Below are 21,982 nucleotides of genomic sequence, written 5' to 3'. Positions count from 1 at the left end.
CCTGGGCGGTTGCCCAGGACCCCACAGTTCGCTTCGCGCGTGCTACTTCTTCTCGCCCTTCGGGGCATCCGCGTCGGTGGACAGCGCGGCGATGAAGGCCTCCTGCGGGACCTCCACGCGGCCGACCATCTTCATCCGCTTCTTGCCCTCCTTCTGCTTCTCCAGCAGCTTGCGCTTACGCGAGATGTCACCGCCGTAGCACTTGGCGAGGACGTCCTTGCGGATCGCGCGGACGGTCTCACGGGCGATCACCCGGGAGCCGATGGCCGCCTGGATCGGCACCTCGAACTGCTGGCGGGGGATCAGCTTCTGGAGCTTGCCCGCCATCATGATGCCGTAGTTGTAGGCCTTGTCCTTGTGCACGATCGCGGAGAACGCGTCGACCGCGTCGCCGTGCAGCAGGATGTCGACCTTGACCAGGTCGGCGGACTGCTCGCCGATCGGCTCGTAGTCGAAGGAGCCGTAACCACGGGTCTTGGACTTCAGCATGTCGAAGAAGTCGAAGACGATCTCGGCGAGCGGCAGGGTGTAGCGCAGCTCCACCCGCTCCTCGGAGAGGTAGTCCATGCCCTGCATGTTGCCGCGACGGCCCTGGCAGAGCTCCATCACGGCGCCGACGAACTCGTTGGGCACCAGGATCGAGCCGCGGACCACCGGCTCGTGCACCTGGGAGATCTTGCCGGTGGGGAACTCGCTCGGGTTGGTGACGGTGTGCTCGGTGCCGTCCTCCATGACCACCCGGTAGACCACGTTGGGGGCGGTGGAGATCAGGTCGAGGTTGAACTCGCGCTCCAGCCGCTCCCGGACGATCTCCAGGTGCAGCAGCCCCAGGAAGCCACAGCGGTAGCCGAAGCCCAGCGCGACCGACGTCTCCGGCTCGAACACGAGGGCGGCGTCGTTCAGCTGGAGCTTGTCGAGGGCGTCGCGCAGCAGCGGGTAGTCGCTGCCGTCCAGCGGGTAGAGGCCGGAGAACACCATCGGACGCGGGTCCTTGTAGCCGCCCAGCGCCTCGGTCGCACCCTTGTGCATCGAGGTGATGGTGTCACCGACCTTGGACTGCCGGACGTCCTTCACACCGGTGATGATGTAGCCCACCTCGCCGACGCCGAGGCCGTCGGAGACCTTCGGCTCGGGCGAGATGACGCCGATCTCCAGCAGCTCGTGCGTCGCACCCGTGGACATCATCTGGATGCGCTCGCGCTTGGTGAGCTCACCGTCGACCACACGGACGTAGGTGACCACGCCGCGGTAGGTGTCGTAGACCGAGTCGAAGATCATCGCGCGGGCCGGGGCGTCCTTGACGCCGACCGGGGCGGGGACCTTCGCGACCACGTGGTCCAGCAGGTCCTCGACACCCAGGCCGCTCTTGGCGCTGACCTTCAGGACGTCCTCGGGGTCGCAGCCGATGATGTGCGCGATCTCGGCGGCGTACTTCTCCGGCTGGGCGGCCGGCAGGTCGATCTTGTTGAGGACCGGGATGATCGTGAGGTTGTTCTCCAGCGCCAGGTACAGGTTGGCGAGGGTCTGCGCCTCGATGCCCTGGGCCGCGTCGACCACGAGGACGGTGCCCTCGCAGGCGGCGAGCGAGCGGGACACCTCGTACGTGAAGTCGACGTGGCCCGGGGTGTCGATCATGTTGAGGATGTGGGTCTTGCCCACGCCCTCACCGGTCAACGGCGCCCACGGGAGGCGGACCGCCTGCGACTTGATGGTGATGCCGCGCTCGCGCTCGATGTCCATCCGGTCGAGGTACTGAGCACGCATCTGCCGGGGGTCGACGACGCCGGTGATCTGGAGCATCCGGTCGGCGAGCGTCGACTTGCCGTGGTCGATGTGGGCGATGATGCAGAAGTTGCGGATCAGCGCCGGGTCGGTGCGGCTGGGCTGTGGCACATTGCTGGGGGTCGCGGGCACCTTGGTCCGATTCTCCGTGGGTCCGGGGGCCGGGGTGTCCGGGTCATCGCCGACGGATCGTCCGTCGCTGCTGACCGGTTTCCCGGGGACCGGACGGTCTCGTCCGATCGACATGGTTCCGACCATTCTCCCACGAGCGGCGAGCGGCTCGCCGTACCGGACTGTCCCTGGCCGTGGGCGGTGAGCGATGATCTCGGATCATGATCCTTGAGAGCGCGATACTCGACGTCCTGCCGGGGCAGGAGGACGCCTTCCTGGCCGCCTTCGCCGAGGCCAAGCCGCTGATCTCGGTCCAGCGCGGCTTCCGTTCGCTGGAACTCCGGCGCTGCCTGGACGAGGGGCGCGGCGCGCGCTTCCTGCTCCAGGTGGAGTGGGAGACGCTCGCCGACCACACCGAGGGATTCCGGGGCTCGGCCGAGTACCAGCAGTGGCGGGCGCTGCTGCACCACTTCTACTCGCCGTTCCCGACCGTCGAGCACTACGGCGCACCCGCCGTGACGGCCTAGCCGGTTTGGGGACGCTCGACCACCCCTGGTAGCGTTGGGCGCTGCACCTGGTTTCGGCATGCCCTCTCAGCCTGTCGCGACCGTGGTGCCAACCCGTTCAATCCATTGAAAAAGACTGAGGCTCCTTCGTGGCGAACATCAAGTCCCAGATCAAGCGCAACAAGACCAACGAGAAGGCGCGCCTGCGCAACAAGGCCGTCAAGTCCTCGCTGAAGACCGCTGTGCGCAAGGCCCGCGAGGCCGCTGCCGCCGGTGACACCGAGAAGGCGATCGTGCTGGCCCGTGCCGCCTCCAAGGCGCTCGACAAGGCCGCCAGCAAGGGCGTCATCCACAAGAACCAGGCTGCCAACAAGAAGTCCGCGATCACCAAGGTCGTCGCTGCCTGATCGAGTCCCCGGACTCGTCCGCTGCCTGACTCCGGCTGACTCCAGCCGACAGAACCTCCCGGGCCCCGCCCGGACCGGTCGGTGGACCGGCGGCCCTCTACCCGCCCCCACCGGCACAGCCCTCAGACCGACTCCGGCCCTCTATCCGGAGACCTGAGGCGTACGGACTCCGTACCGCACGCGGCCTGCGTTCGCCACGCGGGTGCGGTACACGCAGGCAGCGGACCGAAAGGCGCCGCAGCCCGCCCCTCTCCAGGGGTGGCTGCGGCGCCTTTCGGCGTTTCTGGCGTTCTTGGCGTCCCCGGGTGTTTTCCGGCTGCTGTCCGGGTAGACCGGGCGGGTGACGCGCCGGGGGCCCTCACCCTCCGTGCCCGCACTGTCACCGATAGGGTTCGCTGGTCAGCTCGGGACACCCAGTTGGGGGCTCATCAGAATGTCGACACCCACCGAGACCGGGCCGGGCGGCTACGCGGCCTTCCCCGGCCCGACCTCGTCGTTCGGACCGCCCCCTCCCCCGCTCGACCCCCCGCCCGGCCCACCGGCCCCACCTGCCCCACCTGCCCCGGTGCGCGGCCGGCGGCGCCGGGGGTTGCTCTGGGGCGTCGGCGGGGCACTCGTCGCCTCGGCGGTGTGGGCGACGGCCGTGATCACCGTGCCGGGCCTCGTCACCCCCGACAGCTCGGTGCCCGGCCTGCACGGCTACCACCTGGTCGGCGACCTCTGCGCCGCAACCCGCTTCAACCGGTTCAGCCAGCTCTACCCGGCGCAGTCCGGCCAGCCGTACCACTACTCGACCCGGCACCCGGCGCTCGACGACATGTACTGCAGCGAGTACCTCAAGAAGAGCGCCGGCGACACCGACTACTCCTCGCTCTACGTGGAAGCCCAGCTGCACAAGGCCGTCGACCCCACCGCCGAGTTCGAGGCGCAGCAGGAGAGCCTGCGGCAGCGGAAGTACCAGATCACCGAGGTGCCGGCCCTCGGCGAGCACGCGTACGTCGGCTACCTGGACGACCCGAGCAGCTCGGACCGGACCTGGCACTACCTCACCCAGGTGCTGTACGTCCGCGACGGCGGGCTCACGTACTACCTGAGCTGGTCCGGCTCGTACCAGGAGGGGCGGTCGAGCCCGCCGGACCGCGACACCGTGCGGCAGGCGCTGCTGATGGACAGCCGGGACGCGCTGAAGGCCCTCGGCCCGAACTCCGTCCAGTAGAGCCGGAGGGGGCTGCGCCCGTCAGTACGCGCGGGCGCCGGAGCGGGCGGCGCGGGCCACCGCGACGACGGCTCGCTCCAGGGCGTAGGCCGGGTCGTCCGAGCCGCCCTTGACGGCGGCGTCCGCCTGGGCGATCGCGGTGAGGGCGGTGGCGACGGCATCGCCCGTCCAGCCGCGCATCTGCTGACGGACGCGGTCGACCTTCCACGGCGGCATGCCCAGCTCGCGGGCGAGATCGGCGGGCCGCATGTTCCGGCCGGTGGTCGCGAGCCGGCCGATGCTGCGGACACCCGAGGCCAGCGCATACGTGATGCCGGTGGGGGGCTGGCCGACGGCCAGGGCCCAGCGCAGCCGCTCCAGCGCCTCGGCGGCCCGACCGGTGACAGCCAGGTCGGCGACCTCGAAGCCCGTCGCCTCGGCGCGGCCGCTGTAGTAGCGGGCGACGACCGTCTCGTCGATGGTGCCCTCGACGTCGGCGGTGAGCTGGTTGCAGGCCGCCGCCAGCTCCCGCAGGTCGCCGCCGAGCGCGTCCAGCAGGGCCTGACAGGCCTCCTGGGTGGCGGCCCGGCCGAGCGTGCGGAACTCGCCCTTGATGAAGGAGAGCCGCTCACCGGCCTTGGTCATCTTGGGGCAGAGCACCTCACGGCCGCCCGCCTTGCGACCGGCGTCGAGCAGGCCCTTGCCCTTCACGCCACCGGCGTGCACCAGCACCACGATCACCTCGTCGGCCGGGGAGTCCAGGTACGCCTTGACCTCCTTGACCGAATCGGCCGAGAGATCCTGCGCGGCCCGGACGACGATGACCTTTCGCTCGGCGAAGAGCGAAGGCGTCGTCAACTCGGCCAGGCTGCCCGGCTGGAGGGCGCCCGGGGCGACGTCCCGTACGTCGGTGTCCGGGTCGGCGGCTCGGGCGGCGGCCACCACCTGGGCGACCGCGCGGTCGAGCAGCAGCTCCTCCTGGCCGACCGCGAGGGTCAGCGGGGCGAGCAGGTCGTCGGGTGCACTCTTCCTGGCCATCGCCTACCAGGATCGCACGCGCCACCGACAGCTCCGGGCCGGACGGGCGAGGGTCTGTGGGAGGGGGTGCTGCCCGAGCCGTTCAGGCGGATTGCAAAATATACGGGTGACTCTCAATCTCGCCCGCCAACTTCTCGTCATGCCCGACCGCGACACTGCCGAGACCGCCCTCGAAGAGCTCTCCGCACGTCGGCCCGACCTCGGTGACCTGGAACTCGTCCGCGACTCCCTCGCCGGGGAGGACGACGCCGAGGACGCCCAGTGGCTGGTCGTCCTCGAAGCCCCCGAGGACAGCGGCTGGACAGCCGAACAGCTCGCCGCACTCGACTCCTTCGCCACCGAGCACGACGGCTGGCGCGAGGAGGACTGACCACGCGGGGTGCTTCGGGCCTCTCACCTCGCCGCACCCCTGTGGGCGGCGAGGACGTGGTCGAGGTACCGCTCGGTGCTCGGGTACGCCTGGTCCTGGGCTCCGTGGCGGTGCAGGCCGAGCTGCCCGTCGGGGTACAGGCGCAACGTGGTGGTCGCGCTGCGGGGCTGCTCAGCGGCAGTTCGCTCGGGGGAACTGCGTTCGTCGGCACTGTGCTCGGCGGTCCTGTGCTCGTCGTCCGTGAGCGAGGCGGTGCCGAGGACGGCAGTGCCTGCGGGGAACATCGCGACGGCGTCGCGGGTGGTGGCGGCCGGCGAGCAGCCGGTGCGGTTGGCACTGCTCACGTAGAGGACCGGGAAGCCGTCGAGGAGCGGGACCAGCGGTGCCCAGCGGGTGCCGAACAACAGGGCCCAGCCGTCCTGGCTCGCCGGTGACAGCCAGTCAGGCCGGTGGCCGCCGACGCGCAGTGGCACCAGCAGGGTCACCCGCTCCTCGGTGAGCAGTCGGCGGGCCAGGGTGACGTGCTCGTCGTCCAGCGCGAGGGCGTCGGCAAGGGCCGTCAGGGTCTGGGGGTGGTGAGCCCACAGGGCGACGGCCTGGTCGGCGGGGCGGCCCTTGGCCGTGTTGACCGCGCGCGGATCGGTGGCCGTGACGGTGTACGTCAGCGGGGCGGGGTTGGGCAGGACCACCGCAGCCCCGGTGCTGAGGGTCCGGCGGGCACGGTCGATGTCCACGGTGCCGGGCTCGGGGTTCACAGCGTGCCTTCCGTCGTCGCGCGCGCTGCGTCTTTCAGGCCGTCGAGGTAACCGGCGAACGCGCTCTCGTCGACGAGAGCCCGGCCGGTGCGGTATGCCTGGGTCTTGACCCAGCGCATGGCCGCGGGCGCCTGCTCGCGGCCCAGGTCGTGGCCGAGCCGGGCGGCGACCGCCGTCACCACGCGGGCACTGGCCAGGTGGGTGAGGACCACGCTCGGGGTGATCCCCAGAAGTTCCTGCGGGTCGTAGGGCTGGAACAGGTGGGGGTGGACGAAGGGGGTGCCGGTCGAGATTGTGCCGACCCCGGTCCCGACGATCGGTGTCGTCACGCTCAGCGGCACCCCGGTCTCCTGCGAGACCATCCGCGCGATGGCGGGCAGGCGGGTCAGGTCCGGCGCGCTCCACCACGGATCGGCGTCCTCGCCCAGGATCGCCCTGGTGTGCTCGGCCCGGTGGGCGAGCAGGAAGAGCAGTTGTTCGGTGGCCACCATGCCGCTGCGCTCCGCGAGCCCCAGCCACGAACTGGAGAGGACCCGCACGCCTGCGCGCACGGCCTCCAACGTGTTGGCCAGGCCGAGCCCGAGGTCGTTGTGCAGGTGCGAGGCGAGGACCACCTCCTCGCCGGCGCCCGCCCGCACCCGGACGAAGATCGCCGCGACGTCGACCGGAAGCTGGTCGCCGACGGTGTCCGCCAGGATCACCGTCCCCGCACCGGCCGCGGTCGCCGCGGCCGCGCAGGTGGCCACCAAGCCGTGATCCGCGCGGAAGGCGTCCGCCAGGCAGACGTCCACCGCCACCTGGTCGTCCAGGCCGCGGGCCTCCTTGACGAGCGCGACCCCGGCCTCCAGGGCCTCGCGGGCGGGACGGTGGGTCATCACCTGCGCCATCGCCTCGGAGGCCGGCACGATCACCATCACCCGCACGTGTGCAGTGCCCCGTACCGACGCGACGGCCTGACGGACATCGGCAGCCGTCCCGCGGCACACCGCCGCCACGCTCACCGCGCCCTCGGCCTCCACCGCCACCCGCCGTACCGCCTCGAACTCCTCGGCGCACACGGCAGGGAAGCCAGCTGCGAACACCACGTGCCGAGGCCCGTCAGCACCGAAGATCCGCCCCTGCTCGACCGCCAGGCGCACCCGGAAGTCCGGTGTCATCAGCGTCTTGGCCTGCGCGCCGTCGCGCGCCGACTCCTCCCACAACACCACCCGGCCCGCCAACGCGGACTCCCGCACGAGATCCCCACCCACGGCCGGCCCCGATCCCCGAAACGATCCCGCAGGGCCGCCCGGCGCTCTCGCCCTCCACCGACGAAGGGCAGACAGCACCGAACTGTAGGCCCGCAGAGCGCCACAGCAGCGAAAGATCCCGAACCTCCCCCGATCGTGGGAACTGAGCTTCACGCCATCGTCCGGTTGGTCAGGGGTGGCGGTGGGGGTGGGTGACGGCGTGGAGGGTGCGGTGGTCGCCGAGGACGGCGATGTCTCCTGACTGGTCGGTGCGCAGGACGGTGGTGCCGAGGGCTCGTAGTTGGTCGACGGTGTGTGGGGAGGGGTGGCCGTAGGAGTTGCCATACGGACCTGACTAGTAGTTCTGGAAGGTACCGCAGGCCGGAGGCAGCGTGAAGCCCCGCCCATGCGCCACGGGGGACGACACACGGACGGGGCGGTTCACAGGGCGCGCATCTTGGCGTCCATGGCGGCCTGCCACTTTGCGAGGTTGGCGGGATTCCGGAGGTCCGGTAACCGGCGGGTGGTGAGTGTCCGCGCCGTGAGCCGGTCGCACCCCGCCGCGTCGCCTATCTCCGCCCAGTAGGCGCCGTGCTCGCGGGCTAGCACTGCTGCCGCTTTCAGCCGGGCCTCAGCGTCGCGCTTCTGCTGAGCCGCCCGGCGCACCTCGCTGAGCAGTAGCCGTAACTGCGAGGCAGACGGACGCTCGGAGTCTGGGAAGGCTTTCCCCACCCCGCACCCTCCTTGTTGTGTGGGCTGTTTGAGTGCCCTACCGCCCCGGGCGTTGGCTCGGTTCATCCGGCGGTAGGGCGGGCCCGCTGCTACTCGGCATGGCTTCCAGTGCAACAGCGGGAGACTTGGGGTGGAGATCGGGTTCCCCGCTCAGGCGGAGCCTGGCCCGGATCGGCGCAGAGTTCGCCAAGATCACGTCCAGCGCACGGCCGATCTGCCAATACGGGTACGTCATCGTCCGACCCACCCACGGTGATTGAGCTCATGGACGCGTGAGAGCAGCCTCGCGCGCCTTTCCCGGGCCTCCGGGCTCAACGGGGCGTCGGTGTGTTCCTCGGGCGTCAGGGGGGCCCTTACGGCGTCCAGGTCTGCCGCGCTGTCGTCATCGAATGCCCACCACGGCAAGCTCGGTTCCGGCGCGCTCACTAGCTCATGCCCTTGCGGAGGGTCGCTGCAATGAGCGCCGCTTCCTCCTCCTTCAGGTGGCTCGCAAGGGCTACCCACGAGATGCCCGACTCTTCGAACACGTCCGGGCCGCCCTGGACGATGACGGAGATACCCAGTGCTCGGAGGGCCGCCCGGAGGTCGTTCGCTGCCGAGTCCCGTGCGCTGACTCGGGCGGGCCGTTCGGCGTGCACTGCTGCTGACATGGGCTGCTCCCCGGGTAGACGGATCGTCATGGGGCCCACAATGGCCTGCCCTTTGGGACGAATCTGCACCGTGCGGCGGACAGTTGGACGGTTCCGGCGGTAGATTCGTAGAACGCCCAAACGTCCCTGGGGGAAGCCTTGAACACTGCCCTACGATCAGCTATGTCCGCTGCTGGTCTCTCGCCACGCCAGCTGGCGGGCCGCGTAGGAGTGTCGGGCAAGACTGTCGAACGCTGGCTATCGGACGACCACCTGATCCCCCACGCGCGGAACCGTGAGGACGCCGCCCAGGCGTTGGGAGTTGACTCAACTATGCTGTGGCCGAAGGCAGTTCGGGACGTCTTCAAGACCGGCCCCGATCGGGAGATCGTCCGCAGCTACCCATATCGGTCAGCATGTCCTTCGACCGTGTGGGGCGAGCTGATCAAGGACGCCAGGACTGATCTCTACTTCGCCGGATACACCAACTACTTCCTGTGGTTGGAGCAGCCAAACCTAATCGAGACCCTGCGCCGGAAGACCGAGGCGGGCTGTCGAGTGCGGTTCCTCATGGGTGACCCTGACGGCGAGGTAACGCGCCAGCGGGAAGCCATCGAAGACGTGGCCCTATCGGTCTCTACGCGGGTGCGGATCACCTTGGAGCACCTACGCCGCCTCGGGCCGCTGGAAGGGCTGGAGGCTCGATTCTCAGCCCCTGCGGACGCCATGAACCACGTAAGCCTGTCCGTGTTCCGATTCGACCATGCCGCACTGGTCACACCTCACCTGGCGAGGCTGGTCGGTCACGACTCCCCGTTGATGCACCTGCGCGGGCAGGGCGAAGGTGGCATGTGGTCGCGATTCTCCGACCACGCCGAAGAGCTATGGGAGCGCGGCACGCCCGTGACACTGGGTTGACCAGAAGGCACCTCCGCCCACCCAACGCAGACCCCCAGGTGCCAATTTCGCGGAGCTGTGCGTCAGCCCTTGGGCTGGGTCCGGACGGCCGGTTACGCCAGAGATAGACCCACCCCCCGGCGCCTACCGTGCCTCACAGAGTCACACTCGCTGAGCTAGGCGCGTGAGCCGATGACCGACAGCCGGGATCTGTCACGCCTCATTTGATCTTCCTAGCGTGCTTCACTGGTGGCACCCGGCACTACCAGCTGGATTCCCTTCCTAGTCGGCCGAGAATGCCGCCAGGAGGTCGCAATGCCCACGCCCAGCAAGCAGCCCCGCACGCACCGCCTGACCTTGACAGCTACCGTCACGACCAGCAGCAAGCTACAGCTGGGGGCGTGGGGCTCGACCTGCGCATTGCTTCGTAGGCGTCGGCGCCGGATGTTGTACGACACGGTGATCGTGGTCTCCGCCCTGGCATCCGCATGCGCCGCGCTCCTGGCCTTCCTGCGCTGAGGCGGTCAGGCCACTGGCAGCGCCGACCCGAGGACCCTCTCCCAGTCTCACAAACGATCGAATATGAGACGGTCGACAGAGCCGCCGAATCATGTCCGATTCAACCCAGTTTGGCGTCTCAAAATCCGTCTCATCAGACTCTATGTTTCAAGACACCTTTATGAGACGATCAAACCCATGACGACGAACGCAGCAACCCAGGTCGAGCGCAACGACTGCCCGAAGTGCACCGCACCCGCCGGAAGCCCCTGCCGGACCACAGCGGGCAAGGTCGCTGCCAGCTACCACACGGGACGGTTCACGCTCGTACCCTCGCTCAAGGCTGAGCTGACGATCAAGACCCCGGCCGACCGCAACCCCGGCAAGGTGTGGACGCAGTGCGCAGCAGTGCCTACAGCGACCTCTGACGCTGCCCCCGGCGCTCCCATCCGGATCGGGTACGCGCGCTGCTCCACGGCCCGTCAGGAGCTTCAGAGCCAGCTTGACGCGCTGAGCCGGGCACACTGCACGAAGATCTTCTCCGAGAAGATCAGCACGCGGATCAAGATCCGGCCGGAGTTTGAGGGAGCGCTCACGCTGGCACGGGAGATCAAGACGGCAGCGCCCGACCAAGCGGTGATCCTGACCGTTCACGAGATGAAGCGACTGGCACGCAGCGCAGCAGAGCTGATGGCACTCTCGACGGCTCTGCAAAAGGACGGCATTCAGCTGGAGATCCTGTCCGGCCCACTTCAGGGCATTCACGACCCCGACGCTGGGGCAATGCTGTTCGCAGTACTCGCCATCAGCGCCGAGGTCGAGCGGGAAGGCATCCGGGAAAAGACCATGGAAGGTCTGGACACGGCAGCGCGCAACGGTCGGCATGGCGGACGCCCCACGGTCGTGGACGCTGACAAGCTCGCCGTGGCCCGTGCTCGCCAGCTCAAGGGCGAGAGCGTGACCAGCATCGCGAAGGCGCTGGAGATCAGCCGGGCGACCCTGTACCGGGCACTTGCCGAGTAAGGCGCAGCACGACACACAATGAGGACCACCTATCGAGCCGGGTAGGTGGTCCTCTGACGTTTCACGCCAGCTCCGACGCCACGTGATGGCCCAGGAAGGGCCCCCAGGGCACCCCTGAGCGCCTCGCATACCTCTCGGGTCGCCCGCGTCGCTCGGACTGCGAACGGCGGCTGACTGGCCTCCGTGGCCTCTCAGCCCTCGGGGGGAGTTCCGGGCTCCCTGTCGAGCCAGCTACAGCGGAGAGGGGCCCGGATGACGAATGACGTTCCGAACCCTGTTTTGAGTTTTGTATAGAGTTTTCTATAGCAACCTCAAAAAGATAGTAGAACCGTCATTCGTCATCCCTCCCCGGCGAGAGAGATGATCAACGGGCGGCCGAAACCTCCGTCACGTCGCCGTCCGCTGGCGCTGCTCCTGGTAGCGGGCCCGGTCCCTGCAACGACGCGAGCAATACCGCTGTGGGCGCCCCGTGCCCTTGTACGGCACGGCATCCGCGCACTCTGGGCCCTGGCATGCGGGAGCGTCGGCGGCCTTCCTGGCGAGCTCCAGGGCCCGCCGTACGAACTCGTGGGCAAGCTCAGCGTCCCCCTGCTTGCCCATTATCGCCTTCCACGCGAACTCCTCAGCGCGCTTCAGCTCGCAGCAAATCTCTGCGTAAGTTGTGCTATCCACGTGGGCTCACCATCCATGTATCGGTCGTTTGTCGTTTCAACGGACTGGGCTGCCCGTCGAATCTCGCGGCAAGTCAGTGCGGCCATGGTGGTCTACTCGTCCTAATGCGACGTATCCCGGCGGCTGAGGCGGCCTAGCCACGTCGTATCTCGACGTTTCTACCTACCAGAGAACCCACCTAATTACCCAGGGCCGAACGGGCGCCTTACGCTGCTACGCGAATCTTGGCGCCGGGAACACGAGGAACATTCGGCCGGGCCGTTTCCGCCTCCGCGATAGCTATGAATTCATCAATCGCCGGAGCATATTCGCCGCCTCGGACGCTGAGGCTCACGCGGGACTCGTCCAATTTTCGCCATCCTCCGCGACCGCCCCGCGCGACCCTGAGAACAGCGCCTGCATCAATGAGCATGTGGCGCTTGCCGGTCACGTCCTGTGCGTGCCACTCGTCCGCCAGCGTGCGACCCGTTTCGATAGTCTCGACTCGCGCTTCGCGCTTCGGGGTCATTTCCAGGGTGGATAGACGCTTGTCCAGGGCGTCAGCCCTCCCCTGCCATGCCATCCGGGCTGCGTTCGACCTCTGCCGCCCTTCCTGCTTCTGGTGTTCCTCAAACTCCGCCAGCGTGGCCGCTATCTCCGGCGCAGGGTCGTACCCAGGGATTACGCGTGTCTGTGTGAACTTGACGCCGCCTGCGATACGTAGGAACTCACGCTCTACGTACTCATCTGCCCACTCCCGCTTCACAGTTGCGCGACTGTCACATTGAGCCCCGCGAGTGTATGCACCGCACTTGTAAGTCTCTGCCTTGCAGGTCGACTTACCGGATGGCCGGTGAAGATACATCCTTTCGCCGCATCCAGCGCAGTTAATGACTCGGAGAAGCAGGGCAACGGTGTCTTGGCGGTCCGAACCTCGGTTATCAATTGAGCGGGCAGCAAACATTGCGCCTATCGCATCAAATTCTTCACGGGTGACGATAGGTTCCAGGGTGGCAATGACGGGCTGCCCTTCACCATCCCTCACCGGGTTATTCCCATGCATCTTCCAGCCGAGAAGCCTTTCCGAGGTCAGGAGTTCCTTGATAGCCCCGTGGCGCCACGCGAATTTCTCCCGGACAACGGTTTCGCCGGGCTTCCCTCCTGTCTTTCCTCCTGTGCTGCGCCCCTGCCTCAATGACCAGTAATCCCGAGGGGAAGGAACGCTATCCTTGTTTAGCTCAGCGGCCACAGCGGCAGCGGATTTCCCGCCCATGATCTCTCGAATTATCCACTCAATTACCCCAACCGCTTCGGGATCGGGTACTAGGGTCCAGCCGCCGCCCTCCAACGGTGCAGGCATGTAGCCGTAAGGCGGACGGGAACCGCGCCAGCGAAGCGGCATGACGCGAATAGCTGCCTGCGCCCCTATGACGCGTTCCCTAATCGCCTGAGCTTCCATCTGCGCTGCAAAGGCGAAGAGTGTGACCATTAGTTGAGCCATGGGGTTCAGCGGGTTCTGGAAGTCCAGAACGAGCCGACCACCAGGACTCTCGGCAAACACAATCATCTTTCGATGCTCACGCGCCCATTGGGCAAGCACGTGCATATCGTCCATCGACCGAACCGCACGATCGAACCGCCAGAAGACCAGCGCATCGAACTCGTCAGGTCGGCGAAGCCACGCGCCAAGCTCCGGCCTCTCGAACGGCGTCGTCTTGCTTGCGCTGACGCCCAGGTCCACGGCCTCACGTCCGCCGAAGTCGATGCCCAGGGCTGCGGCTGCTCGGTCGTCCGCCTCCCGTTGCCGTTCGGGTGACGTGGTCTCGTCGGTGAGCACGGACAGTCGTATGACCCGCACTCCACGAAGCATCGTTGTCTCAGAGTTCTTCATGCCATCGGAAGAACCCACGAAATTCCTTGGCCCTCTGACCTGCGCTGATGCCGCCACGGCACGCTCTCCAGAACTGGAAGTTGCGTCCGTAGGGGTTGTCCCGGCCGCAGGAGATCAGGGCGAGCCGAGGGGCGAGGGCGGCTGTCAGCTGCCAGTCCTGGTTGGCCGAGCCGTGGTGGGCGACCTTGAGGACGTCCACGGCGGGCGGCGGTCTGGCCCGCAGGGCGGACTGGGCCGGTGGTTCGAGGTCACCCAGCAGGGCGAAGCGGAACGCCTCGGGCGGCAGGCCGACGGAGACCAGCAGGGCGACGCTCGAGTTGTTCGCGCCGGGGGCGGCGGGGTTGGACTGCCCGTCGGGCCAGAGGACTTCCCAGGAGAGCCCCGGCCCCGCCGTGCGGCGCTCACCGCGCTGGGCCCGGACCACGGGGAGGTGCGCCGCTGCCGCCCACCCGAGCACGCGGGCCCGCTCGCCCACCGGACTGTCCGACGTCGTCACCTGGAGAGCGCCGACGCTGCGCCCACGCAGGACGCCCGGCAGACCCTCCGCATGGTCGGCATGGAAGTGAGACAGGATCAGCAGCGGCACCCGAGTGACACCGAGCGCGCGCAGGCACTCGTCGGCAGCCCGAGGATCCGGCCCGGCATCGACCACCACCGCACTGTCCGTCGACTCCCCGGAGGGCGCGGGCAGGGGCAGCACCGTCATGTCCCCTTGACCCACGTCGCACATGACGAGCCGCCAGCCGTCCGGCGGCCAGCCGGTGGCGATCCTGGTGAGCAGCGGCGGCCGCAGCAGGACGGCGAGCAGCGCCGCGCCCAGCACCGCGACCAGCGCCAGCCGTCGGTGACGCGGCTGCCCGGTGCGGCCCCTGCGGGGGCTCCGACTCCCGAAGGGCCGTACTGCCCAGGCCACCGCGAGCGTGGCGACCGCCAGCGTCGATGCGCCCAACAGCCCGGCGGGTAGGTCGAGTTGCGCTCCGGGCAGGGCGGCTCCGCGCCGGGCCACGGCTGCCAGCCAGCCGGTCGGCAGGGCCGCCAGATCGGCCAGGAAGCGGGCGGCGGCGGACGAGACCGGGTCGGCCACGAGGGCGGCGAAGCCGAGCAGGGTGGCTGGGGCGACGGCGAGCTCGGCGAGTACGTTGCAGGGCACGGCGACCAGGCTCACGCGTGGCGCCAGCAGGACGGTGACGGGTGCGCAGAGTGCCTGTGCGGCAGCGGTCGAGGCGACGGCCGCGGCCAGTGGGCGCGGCCACCGGCGGCCCAGCAGGGCGGATGTCCAGCGCGGGCCGAGGGTGAGCAGCCCGGCGGTGGCGAGGGTGGACAGGACGAAGCCGAAGGAGCGTGCGAGCCAGGGATCGAGCAGGACGAGGACGAGCACCGCGCCGGAGAGCGCGGACAGTGCCTGCCGGGGGCGCCCGGTGGCGAGGGCGAGCAGCCCGATCAGCGCGGTCGCCGCTGCCCTGAGCACGCTCGGGTCGGGTCGGCAGACGGTGACGAACGCCAGTGTCAGGGCGGTGCCGAGCAGTGCGGTGGCGCGCAGTGACAGACCGAGGGCTCCGGCCAGGCCACTTCGGCCGGGGCTGTCGGCGCGCGAGGGGGCACCGATCAGGACGGTCAGGACGATGGCGAGGTTGGCGCCGCTGACGGCGGTGAGGTGGCCGAGGTCGGTGGCCCGGAAGGACTCGGCCAGGTCGTCGGGGAGGCGTGAGGTGTCGCCGACCACGAGCCCCGGGAGTAGGCCCCGGGTGTCGGGCGGCAGGTGGTCGCAGGCCCGGCGCAGCCCGGCTCGCAGGCGCCCGGCCAGCCGCTGCGGCAGGTCCGGCGGCGCGAGCACCCGGGGCGGGCCACGGACGAGCAGGACAACGGCGGAGGACTCGGCGGCGGCGCCCGGAGCACGCCCGGCCTCGGGGAGGACGCGTACGTCGGCGCGAAGGCGGGTGGAAGGGAGCAGCGGCCGCCAGTCGGCTGCATCCTGCGATCGGATCATCAGCGTGACCGGTGTCCGGGTGTGTACGGGGGCCGGGCCAGTGCCAGCTACCGGATCGGCGGCGGTCGGGAGGCTGACGCGGTCGACAGTGGCCCTGACGGTGAGCAGGGGTTGGGCCGGTGTCGTGCCCTGACTCCGGGAGCGGTGGGCCCTGGGGTCGCCGTCGACGGTCGCCTCGACCGTCAGCTCGGTCGGTCCGGTCGGTCCGGTCGGCTCGGTCAGCTCGGTTGGCTCGGGTTGCCTGGCCAGGTAAGGGAGCGGCCCCCGGTGCAGGTCCGCCGTGTGCAGGAGCGTGGTGACGGTGGCGGCGGCCCCGGTGAGGAGTACGGCCGCGACCACGGCGGCCGTGCGGCGGTGTCCACCGGTGACAGCCATGACAGCCGTGACAGTGAGCAGGAGGAGCGCGCCGGCGAGGGCCGCCCCGGCGGCGAGGAGCAGCCAGGGCCGGTGAGCCGGGCCGACGCCGAGGGTGGCGGCGGTGACAGCCCAGGCGGAGATGGCTGGGGCGATCAGCCGCAGGTCGGAATTCACAGGTGCCACCTCCTGAGGTGGGCCTCAGAGCGTCAGCAGGGACCGGAGATCGAGGAACTTCCGTTCGCCGATGCCGCTGACCTGGCGGAGTTGGTCGAGGGTGCTGAAGCCGCCGTGCTGGCGGCGGAATGTGGCGATGCGTTGGGCCAGGGCTGGACCGACACCCGGCAGGGTGTCCAGCTGCTCGACGGTGGCGTGGTTGAGGCTCAGCGGCGCGCTGGGGCTGGCCGGGCCCGGTGGTGCGGCGGGGCCGCCGACCACGATCTGCTCGCCGTCGGTCAGCACCCGGGCGAGATTGAGGCTGTCGGTGTCGGTGTCCGGCAGTGGGCCGCCGGCCACCCGCAGGGCGTCGGCGACCCGGGCGCCGTTCGGCAGCGAGCGCAGCCCGGGGTGCTGCACCTTGCCCGCGACGTCGACCACCACCTCGGCTCCGGGCGGTGCCTGCGCACTGTGCGGCAGCGAGGGCGAAGAGGCGACGGAAGGGGAGCCGGACGCGAGCAGCGGGACGTGCACTTCCTGCGGGCGGCCGAGCCAGAAGTGCTGCACGGCGTACCCGACGGCGAGGAGCAGCAGGACGGTCAGCCCGACGAGAGCTCTCCGGTCCAGGAACAGGCCGGGGTGCAGCCCGAGACCCGACCTGGGCGGTGGCGGGGGTGGCGGGGACGGCTCCCACTCCGCGTCCACCTCGGGCGACGGCGCAGCAGCAGGGGGCTCGGGCGGATCGGGCGCGGTCTGCGCCTCACCACCCCAGCCGTCATCAGCCGGGAACAGGGTCGAGATCCGGTCGCGGACAGTCTCGGTGGTCTCTCGGCGCCGCGTGGCGCCCGGGGTCATGGTCCTCATGCCGAGGACGCTAGAGCAGCCCCAGTACAATTCGACGAGTCGTCAGAAACCTGTGGATAACCAGGGGTTGTGGATAACCCGAGCCCCTCAGACGAGTGAGTTTGAGAGCCGCGGCGAGACGACGACCGCCAGCATCCCCGGCCCGACGTGAGCACCGATCACCGCGCCCACCTCGCTCACCGACAACTCGCGCAGCCCCGGCACCCGCTCGCGCAGCCGCTCGGCGAGCGGTTCGGCACGGTCCTCGGCGGCCAGGTGGTGCACCGTGATGTCGACCTCCGTCCCGGCAGCTGCGGCCTGGGCCACCGCGATCTCCTCCAGCCGGGCGATCGCCCGGGAGGCGGTCCGGACCTTCTCCAGCGGTTCGATCCGGCCTGCGGAGAGGTGCAGCAGCGGCTTGACCGCCAGGGCCGAGCCGAGCAGGGCGCGGGCCGCGCCGATCCGGCCGCCGCGCCGCAGGTGCTCAAGCGTGTCGACGTAGAAGAAACCCGTGGTCAGGTCGGCCCGACGGCTCGCCGCCGCCGCCGTCTCGGCCGGCCCGAGGCCCGCCTCGACGGCCTCGGCCGCTGCCAGCACGCAGTGCCCCAGCGCCATGCCGACCAGGCGGCTGTCGACGACCTGGACGGGGATCGGCGCCTGCGCGGCGGCGAGCAGCGCGGCCTCGTACGTGCCGGAGAGTTCGGCGGAGATGTGGATCGAGACGACCCCGGTCGCACCCGCCTCCGCCGCCGCGCGGTAGGCCGCGGCGAAGGTCTCGGGGTTCGGGCGGGAGGTGGTGACGCGGCGCTTGGCGCGAAGGGCCTCCGCGACGTCCTTCGGGGAGATCTCCACACCGTCCGTCAGGACCTCGTCGCCGACCACGACACTGAGCGGGACCACCGTGATCCGATGCCGGTCGGCAGCGTCCTGAGGGAGATAGGCCGTGGAATCGGTGACAAGTGCGAGGTGGTCGGGCATGAGGCGGAGGTTACTCCCCGTACGGCCCAGAAGACAGCGACCCCGTACGCGAGGGGTCAGCTCGCCGAGGGCTTGCGCAGCCGCTGCTTGGCCAGCCCGAGGAGTTCCTCCGCGTTCAACTGGGCCCCGAACGGGAGGCCATTGCGCCCCGGCCCAGCAGCACGCGCGTCAGCAGATGTGTCGGACGGCGCGGGCCCCGCAGGCCCTGCAGTGGCCGGCCCGGTGTCCCAGTGCCGCAGCGCCCCCGCCTCCTGCTCGCACTCCTCGCTGAGCCGGGACAGCTCGTCGTCGGCGAAGCGGTGCAGCCGGTCCTGGGCGGCCCAGCGCATCGACTCGGCGGCGTGCGTGATCCGGTCGGCGCGCTCGCGCAGCTCAGGGAGCTTGGCCTCGATCCGCGCCGGGTCGGGCTCGCGCTCCAGGATGCGGAGCTCGCCGTCGAGTTCGGCCGCGTGGGCGTCGAGGCGGGCGAGCAGCTGGAGCGACTCGGCGAGCTGCGAGTCCTGCGCGAGGGCGGACTCCAGCACCTTGCGGGTGCCGTCGAGGGAGGTGCGCAGCGCGAGTCGGACGGCCGAGAGTCGGCCCTGGGCGCCCGGCTTGGTGTAGCTCTTCGCCTTGAGCGTGACGTTCTCCACCGTGCGCCGGGCGATGGCCTCGTGGTGGTCGATCTTGGCGGCGACGGCCTTGGTGGCCTTGACGGCGGCCACCACCAGCAGCGTCAGCACGCCCACGCCGAAGAGCAGGATCAGGCCGAAGAGCACACCCAGGGCATCCATCTCGCGCCACCTTCCAACCGGGCCACGCGACCGGGCACGCGCCCGACGCCAGAGACTCCACCGTAGCCTGAGCGGTCGTCCCGATCGCATGGTGAACGGACAATCCGCCAGAGATCAGGGGTGACTCGGGGCTCCCCCTCCGGGACGCCCTAGGGGCAGCCCCGGTACCAAGCGCCGCTACCACGCATCAGCAGAGCGGCCCCGCTCCCCCGGGTCGGGGGAGCGGGGCCGTCGGCACGGCGGGTGCATCAGCCGGTGACGATGTTCACCAGCTTTGGGGCCCGCGCGATGACCTTCCGCACCGGGGCGTCGCCGATCGCGGCGACGACGGCCGGGTCGGCCAGGGCCAGCGCCTCCAGTTCGGCGTCGGAGATGGTCGGGGCGACGTCCAGGCGGGCCTTGACCTTGCCCTTGATCTGGACGACGCAGACGACCGACTCGTCGACGACGTACGCCGGGTCGGCGACGGGGTAGTCGGCGTGGGCCAGCGAGCCGTCGTGGCCCAGGCGGCGCCACAGCTCCTCGGCGATGTGCGGGGCCAGCGGCGCGACCATCAGCACGATCTGCTCCGCGACCTCGCGCGGCGTGGAGCCGCGCTTGACCAGGAAGTTGTTCAGCTCGATCGCCTTGGCCACGGCGGTGTTGAAGCGCAGCCCGGCCATGTCGCCGCGGATGCCGTCGATGGCCTTGTGCAGTGCGCGCAGGGTCGCCTCGTCTGCGGGCTCGTCGGTGACGACCAGCTCGCCGGTGGCCTCGGAGACGATGTTGCGCCACAGGCGCTGCAGGAAGCGGTACGAGCCGACGACGGCGCGGGTGTCCCAGGGGCGGGAGACGTCCAGCGGGCCCATCGACATCTCGTACAGGCGCAGCGTGTCGGCGCCGTACTCGTCGCAGATGGCGTCGGGCGCGACGGCGTTCTTCAGGGACTTGCCCATCTTCCCGGCTTCGCGCTTGACCTGCTCGCCCTGCCAGAAGTACTTGCCGTCGCGCTCCTCGATCTCCGCGGCGGGCACCGGGAAGCCCCGGTCGTCGCGGTAGACGTCGGCGGTGATCATGCCCTGGTTGAACAGCTTGTGGAACGGCTCGACGGAGGAGACGTGGCCCAGGTCGTGCAGCACCTTGTGCCAGAAGCGCGCGTACAGCAGGTGCAGCACGGCGTGCTCGGCGCCGCCGACGTACAGGTCGGCGCCGCCGCCGGGCTTCTGCTCGGTCGGGCCCAGCCAGTAGCCCTCGTTGGCCGGGTCGACCACGGCGGCGCTGTTGGCGGGGTCGATGTAGCGCAGCTCGTACCAGCAGGAACCGGCCCAGTTGGGCATGGTGTTGGTCTCGCGGCGGTACGAGCGGACGCCGTCGCCCAGGTCCAGCTCGACGTTGACCCAGTCCTCGTTGCGGGACAGCGGGGTCTTCGGGGAGGAGGTGGCGTCGAACGGGTCGTAGGTGTGCGGCGAGTAGTCCTCGACCTCGGGGACCTCGACGGGCAGCATCGACTCGGGCAGCGCGTGCATCACGCCGTCCTCGTCGTAGACGATCGGGAAGGGCTCGCCCCAGTACCGCTGGCGGCTGAACAGCCAGTCGCGCAGGCGGTAGTTGACGGTGCCCTCGCCGATGCCGCGCTCGGCCAGCCAGGCGGTGGCGGCGGCCTTGGCCTCGACGACGCCCAGGCCGTCCAGGGACAGGCTGTCGTGCGCCGAGTTCACGATGACGGAGTCGTACGTGTCGAACGCGTCCGCCCACTCGTGCGGGTCCTGGCCGCGGCCGTCGGTCGGCTCGACGACGCAGCGCATCGGCAGGTCGAAGGCGCGGGCGAAGGCGAAGTCGCGGTGGTCGTGCGCCGGGACGGCCATGATCGCGCCGGTGCCGTAGCCCATCAGCACGTAGTCGGCGATGAACACCGGCACGGGCTGCCCGCTGACCGGGTTGGTCGCGTACGCGCCGGTGAAGACGCCGGTCTTGATCTTGGCGTCAACCTGGCGCTCGACGTCCGACTTGGCGGCGGCCTCCGCGCGGTACGCGGCCACGGCCTCGGCCGGGGTGGCGGCGCCACCCTTCCAGTCCTCGTGCGTCTCGGCCGGCCAGGCGGCGGGGACGATCGAGTCGACCAGCACGTGCTCGGGGGCCAGCACCATGTAGGTGGCGCCGAACAGGGTGTCCGGGCGGGTGGTGAAGACGGTGATCGCCTGGTCGCCGGAGACCGAGGACACGGCGAAGTCGACGCGGGCGCCCTCGCTGCGGCCGATCCAGTTGCGCTGCTGCAGCTTGATGGCCTCGGGCCAGTCCAGCAGGTCCAGGTCGGCGATCAGGCGGTCGGAGTACGCGGTGATCCGCATCATCCACTGGCGCAGGTTCGACTTGAAGACGGGGAAGTTGCCGCGCTCGGAGCGGCCGTCGGCGGTGACCTCCTCGTTGGCCAGCACGGTGCCCAGCCCGGGGCACCAGTTGACCGGCACCTCCTTGGAGTACGCCAGCCGGTACTCGCCCAGCAGCTCGTCCCGCTCGCCGGCGGACAGCGCGGACCACTCGCGGCCGCCCGGCACCTCGCGCTCGGCGGATGCGAACTGCGCGATCAGCTCACTGATCGGGCGGGCCTTCTGCGCGGCCTCGTCGTACCAGGAGTTGAAGATCTGCAGGAAGATCCACTGCGTCCAGCGGTAGTAGTCCGGGTCGATCGTGGAGATCGAACGGCGCGGGTCGTGGCCCAGGCCCAGGCGGCGCAGCTGCTGGCGCATGTTGGCGATGGCGGCGTCGGTGGTGATGCGCGGGTGCTGGCCGGTGGCGACCGCGTGCTGCTCGGCGGGCAGGCCGAAGGCGTCGTAGCCCAGCGTGTGCAGCACGTTGTGGCCGGTCATCCGCTGGTAGCGGGCGTAGACGTCGGTCGCGATGTAGCCCAGCGGGTGGCCGACGTGCAGGCCCGCGCCCGACGGGTACGGGAACATGTCCATGATGAAGCTGTGCGGCTTCGCGGAGACGTCACCGGCGGCCGGGTCTGCCAGGGCACCGGCCGGGTTGGGGGCGTGGAACGTGCCCTCCTTCTCCCAGACGTCCTGCCAGCGGGACTCGATCTCGGCGGCCAGCGCAGCGCCGTAGCGGAAGGGCTCGGTCGCGGTCTCAGCCGCGCCAGGGGTCGTCTCGCTCATGGTCCTTCAAGCTCCATCGATGTCGTTGGCGAACTGGCGGCGA

Annotated in this window: 17 protein-coding genes; 6 read left to right on the top strand and 11 right to left on the bottom strand. The window is 69.8% G+C overall.

Going from position 1 to position 21,982, the window contains the following annotated elements:
• Positions 1 to 42: 42 nt before the first annotated feature.
• On the bottom strand, positions 43 to 1,914 hold the full coding sequence (lepA, locus tag ACR68M_RS23935) for a translation elongation factor 4 (protein WP_441246157.1): 1,872 nt from the start codon (positions 1,912 to 1,914) through the stop codon (positions 43 to 45).
• A 200-nt stretch (positions 1,915 to 2,114) separates the two neighbouring features.
• Here lepA and ACR68M_RS23930 point away from each other — a divergent pair, with 200 nt between their 5' ends.
• From ACR68M_RS23930 to ACR68M_RS23920, 3 genes are all read left to right on the top strand, one after another.
• Positions 2,115 to 2,420, top strand: coding sequence for an antibiotic biosynthesis monooxygenase family protein (locus ACR68M_RS23930; protein WP_441246156.1), 306 nt, complete (start codon positions 2,115 to 2,117; stop codon positions 2,418 to 2,420).
• Positions 2,421 to 2,548: 128 nt separating this feature from the next.
• Positions 2,549 to 2,806, top strand: coding sequence for a 30S ribosomal protein S20 (gene rpsT / locus ACR68M_RS23925; RefSeq protein ID WP_441246155.1), 258 nt, complete (start codon positions 2,549 to 2,551; stop codon positions 2,804 to 2,806).
• A gap of 433 nt (positions 2,807 to 3,239) precedes the next feature.
• Positions 3,240 to 4,022, top strand: coding sequence for a hypothetical protein (locus ACR68M_RS23920; protein ID WP_441246154.1), 783 nt, complete (start codon positions 3,240 to 3,242; stop codon positions 4,020 to 4,022).
• Between the two features lie 21 nt (positions 4,023 to 4,043).
• On the opposite strand, the gene holA is transcribed toward ACR68M_RS23920, so the two are convergent.
• Positions 4,044 to 5,039, bottom strand: coding sequence for a DNA polymerase III subunit delta (gene holA, locus ACR68M_RS23915; protein ID WP_441246153.1), 996 nt, complete (start codon positions 5,037 to 5,039; stop codon positions 4,044 to 4,046).
• A gap of 139 nt (positions 5,040 to 5,178) precedes the next feature.
• Between holA and ACR68M_RS23910 the strand changes: the two genes are divergently transcribed.
• The gene (locus ACR68M_RS23910) at positions 5,179 to 5,409 is read left to right on the top strand and encodes a hypothetical protein (protein WP_441251698.1); all 231 of its coding nucleotides are present in this window, start codon (positions 5,179 to 5,181) and stop codon (positions 5,407 to 5,409) included.
• A 23-nt stretch (positions 5,410 to 5,432) separates the two neighbouring features.
• On the opposite strand, the gene ACR68M_RS23905 is transcribed toward ACR68M_RS23910, so the two are convergent.
• The 3 genes from ACR68M_RS23905 to ACR68M_RS23895 form a co-directional block, all read right to left on the bottom strand.
• A complete protein-coding gene (locus ACR68M_RS23905) occupies positions 5,433 to 6,164 on the bottom strand; it encodes a hypothetical protein (RefSeq protein WP_441246152.1) in 732 nt (243 codons plus the stop codon).
• Positions 6,161 to 7,414: a 2-isopropylmalate synthase gene (locus ACR68M_RS23900; protein ID WP_441246151.1), complete on the bottom strand. Its 1,254-nt coding sequence runs from the start codon at positions 7,412 to 7,414 to the stop codon at positions 6,161 to 6,163. Before ACR68M_RS23900 ends, ACR68M_RS23905 begins: the two co-directional genes overlap by 4 nt.
• 1,136 nt (positions 7,415 to 8,550) lie before the next feature.
• The gene (locus ACR68M_RS23895) at positions 8,551 to 8,775 is read right to left on the bottom strand and encodes a hypothetical protein (protein WP_441246150.1); all 225 of its coding nucleotides are present in this window, start codon (positions 8,773 to 8,775) and stop codon (positions 8,551 to 8,553) included.
• Between the two features lie 162 nt (positions 8,776 to 8,937).
• On the opposite strand from ACR68M_RS23895, the gene ACR68M_RS23890 reads away from it, so the two are divergent.
• Positions 8,938 to 9,672 (top strand): XRE family transcriptional regulator, encoded by a 735-nt coding sequence (locus ACR68M_RS23890; RefSeq protein WP_441246149.1) that lies wholly within the window; start codon positions 8,938 to 8,940, stop codon positions 9,670 to 9,672.
• Between the two features lie 675 nt (positions 9,673 to 10,347).
• Positions 10,348 to 11,172, top strand: a complete 825-nt coding sequence (locus ACR68M_RS23885; protein WP_441246148.1) for a recombinase family protein — start codon at positions 10,348 to 10,350, stop codon at positions 11,170 to 11,172.
• Positions 11,173 to 12,049: 877 nt separating this feature from the next.
• Here the strand turns inward: ACR68M_RS23885 and ACR68M_RS23880 are convergent.
• From ACR68M_RS23880 to leuS, 6 genes are all read right to left on the bottom strand, one after another.
• Positions 12,050 to 13,660 carry a recombinase family protein gene (locus tag ACR68M_RS23880; protein WP_441246147.1) on the bottom strand — a complete coding sequence of 537 codons (1,611 nt, stop codon included), beginning with the start codon at positions 13,658 to 13,660 and terminating at the stop codon, positions 12,050 to 12,052.
• A 40-nt stretch (positions 13,661 to 13,700) separates the two neighbouring features.
• Positions 13,701 to 16,232, bottom strand: a complete 2,532-nt coding sequence (locus ACR68M_RS23875; RefSeq protein ID WP_441246146.1) for a ComEC/Rec2 family competence protein — start codon at positions 16,230 to 16,232, stop codon at positions 13,701 to 13,703.
• Positions 16,233 to 16,256: 24 nt separating this feature from the next.
• Positions 16,257 to 17,075, bottom strand: a complete 819-nt coding sequence (locus tag ACR68M_RS23870) for a helix-hairpin-helix domain-containing protein (protein WP_441246145.1) — start codon at positions 17,073 to 17,075, stop codon at positions 16,257 to 16,259.
• Positions 17,076 to 17,162: 87 nt separating this feature from the next.
• The gene (locus tag ACR68M_RS23865; protein ID WP_441246144.1) at positions 17,163 to 18,032 is read right to left on the bottom strand and encodes a DegV family protein; all 870 of its coding nucleotides are present in this window, start codon (positions 18,030 to 18,032) and stop codon (positions 17,163 to 17,165) included.
• 56 nt (positions 18,033 to 18,088) lie between these two features.
• The gene (locus ACR68M_RS23860; protein ID WP_441246143.1) at positions 18,089 to 18,805 is read right to left on the bottom strand and encodes a hypothetical protein; all 717 of its coding nucleotides are present in this window, start codon (positions 18,803 to 18,805) and stop codon (positions 18,089 to 18,091) included.
• A 248-nt stretch (positions 18,806 to 19,053) separates the two neighbouring features.
• Positions 19,054 to 21,939, bottom strand: coding sequence for a leucine--tRNA ligase (leuS, locus tag ACR68M_RS23855; protein ID WP_441246142.1), 2,886 nt, complete (start codon positions 21,937 to 21,939; stop codon positions 19,054 to 19,056).
• Positions 21,940 to 21,982: the final 43 nt, after the last annotated feature.

The organism is Kitasatospora sp. McL0602 (assembly GCF_052076145.1).
Classification (GTDB): domain Bacteria; phylum Actinomycetota; class Actinomycetes; order Streptomycetales; family Streptomycetaceae; genus Kitasatospora.
The sequence above is the reverse complement of the archived record's forward strand: the minus strand, read 5'-3'. Positions and strand labels throughout refer to the sequence as shown.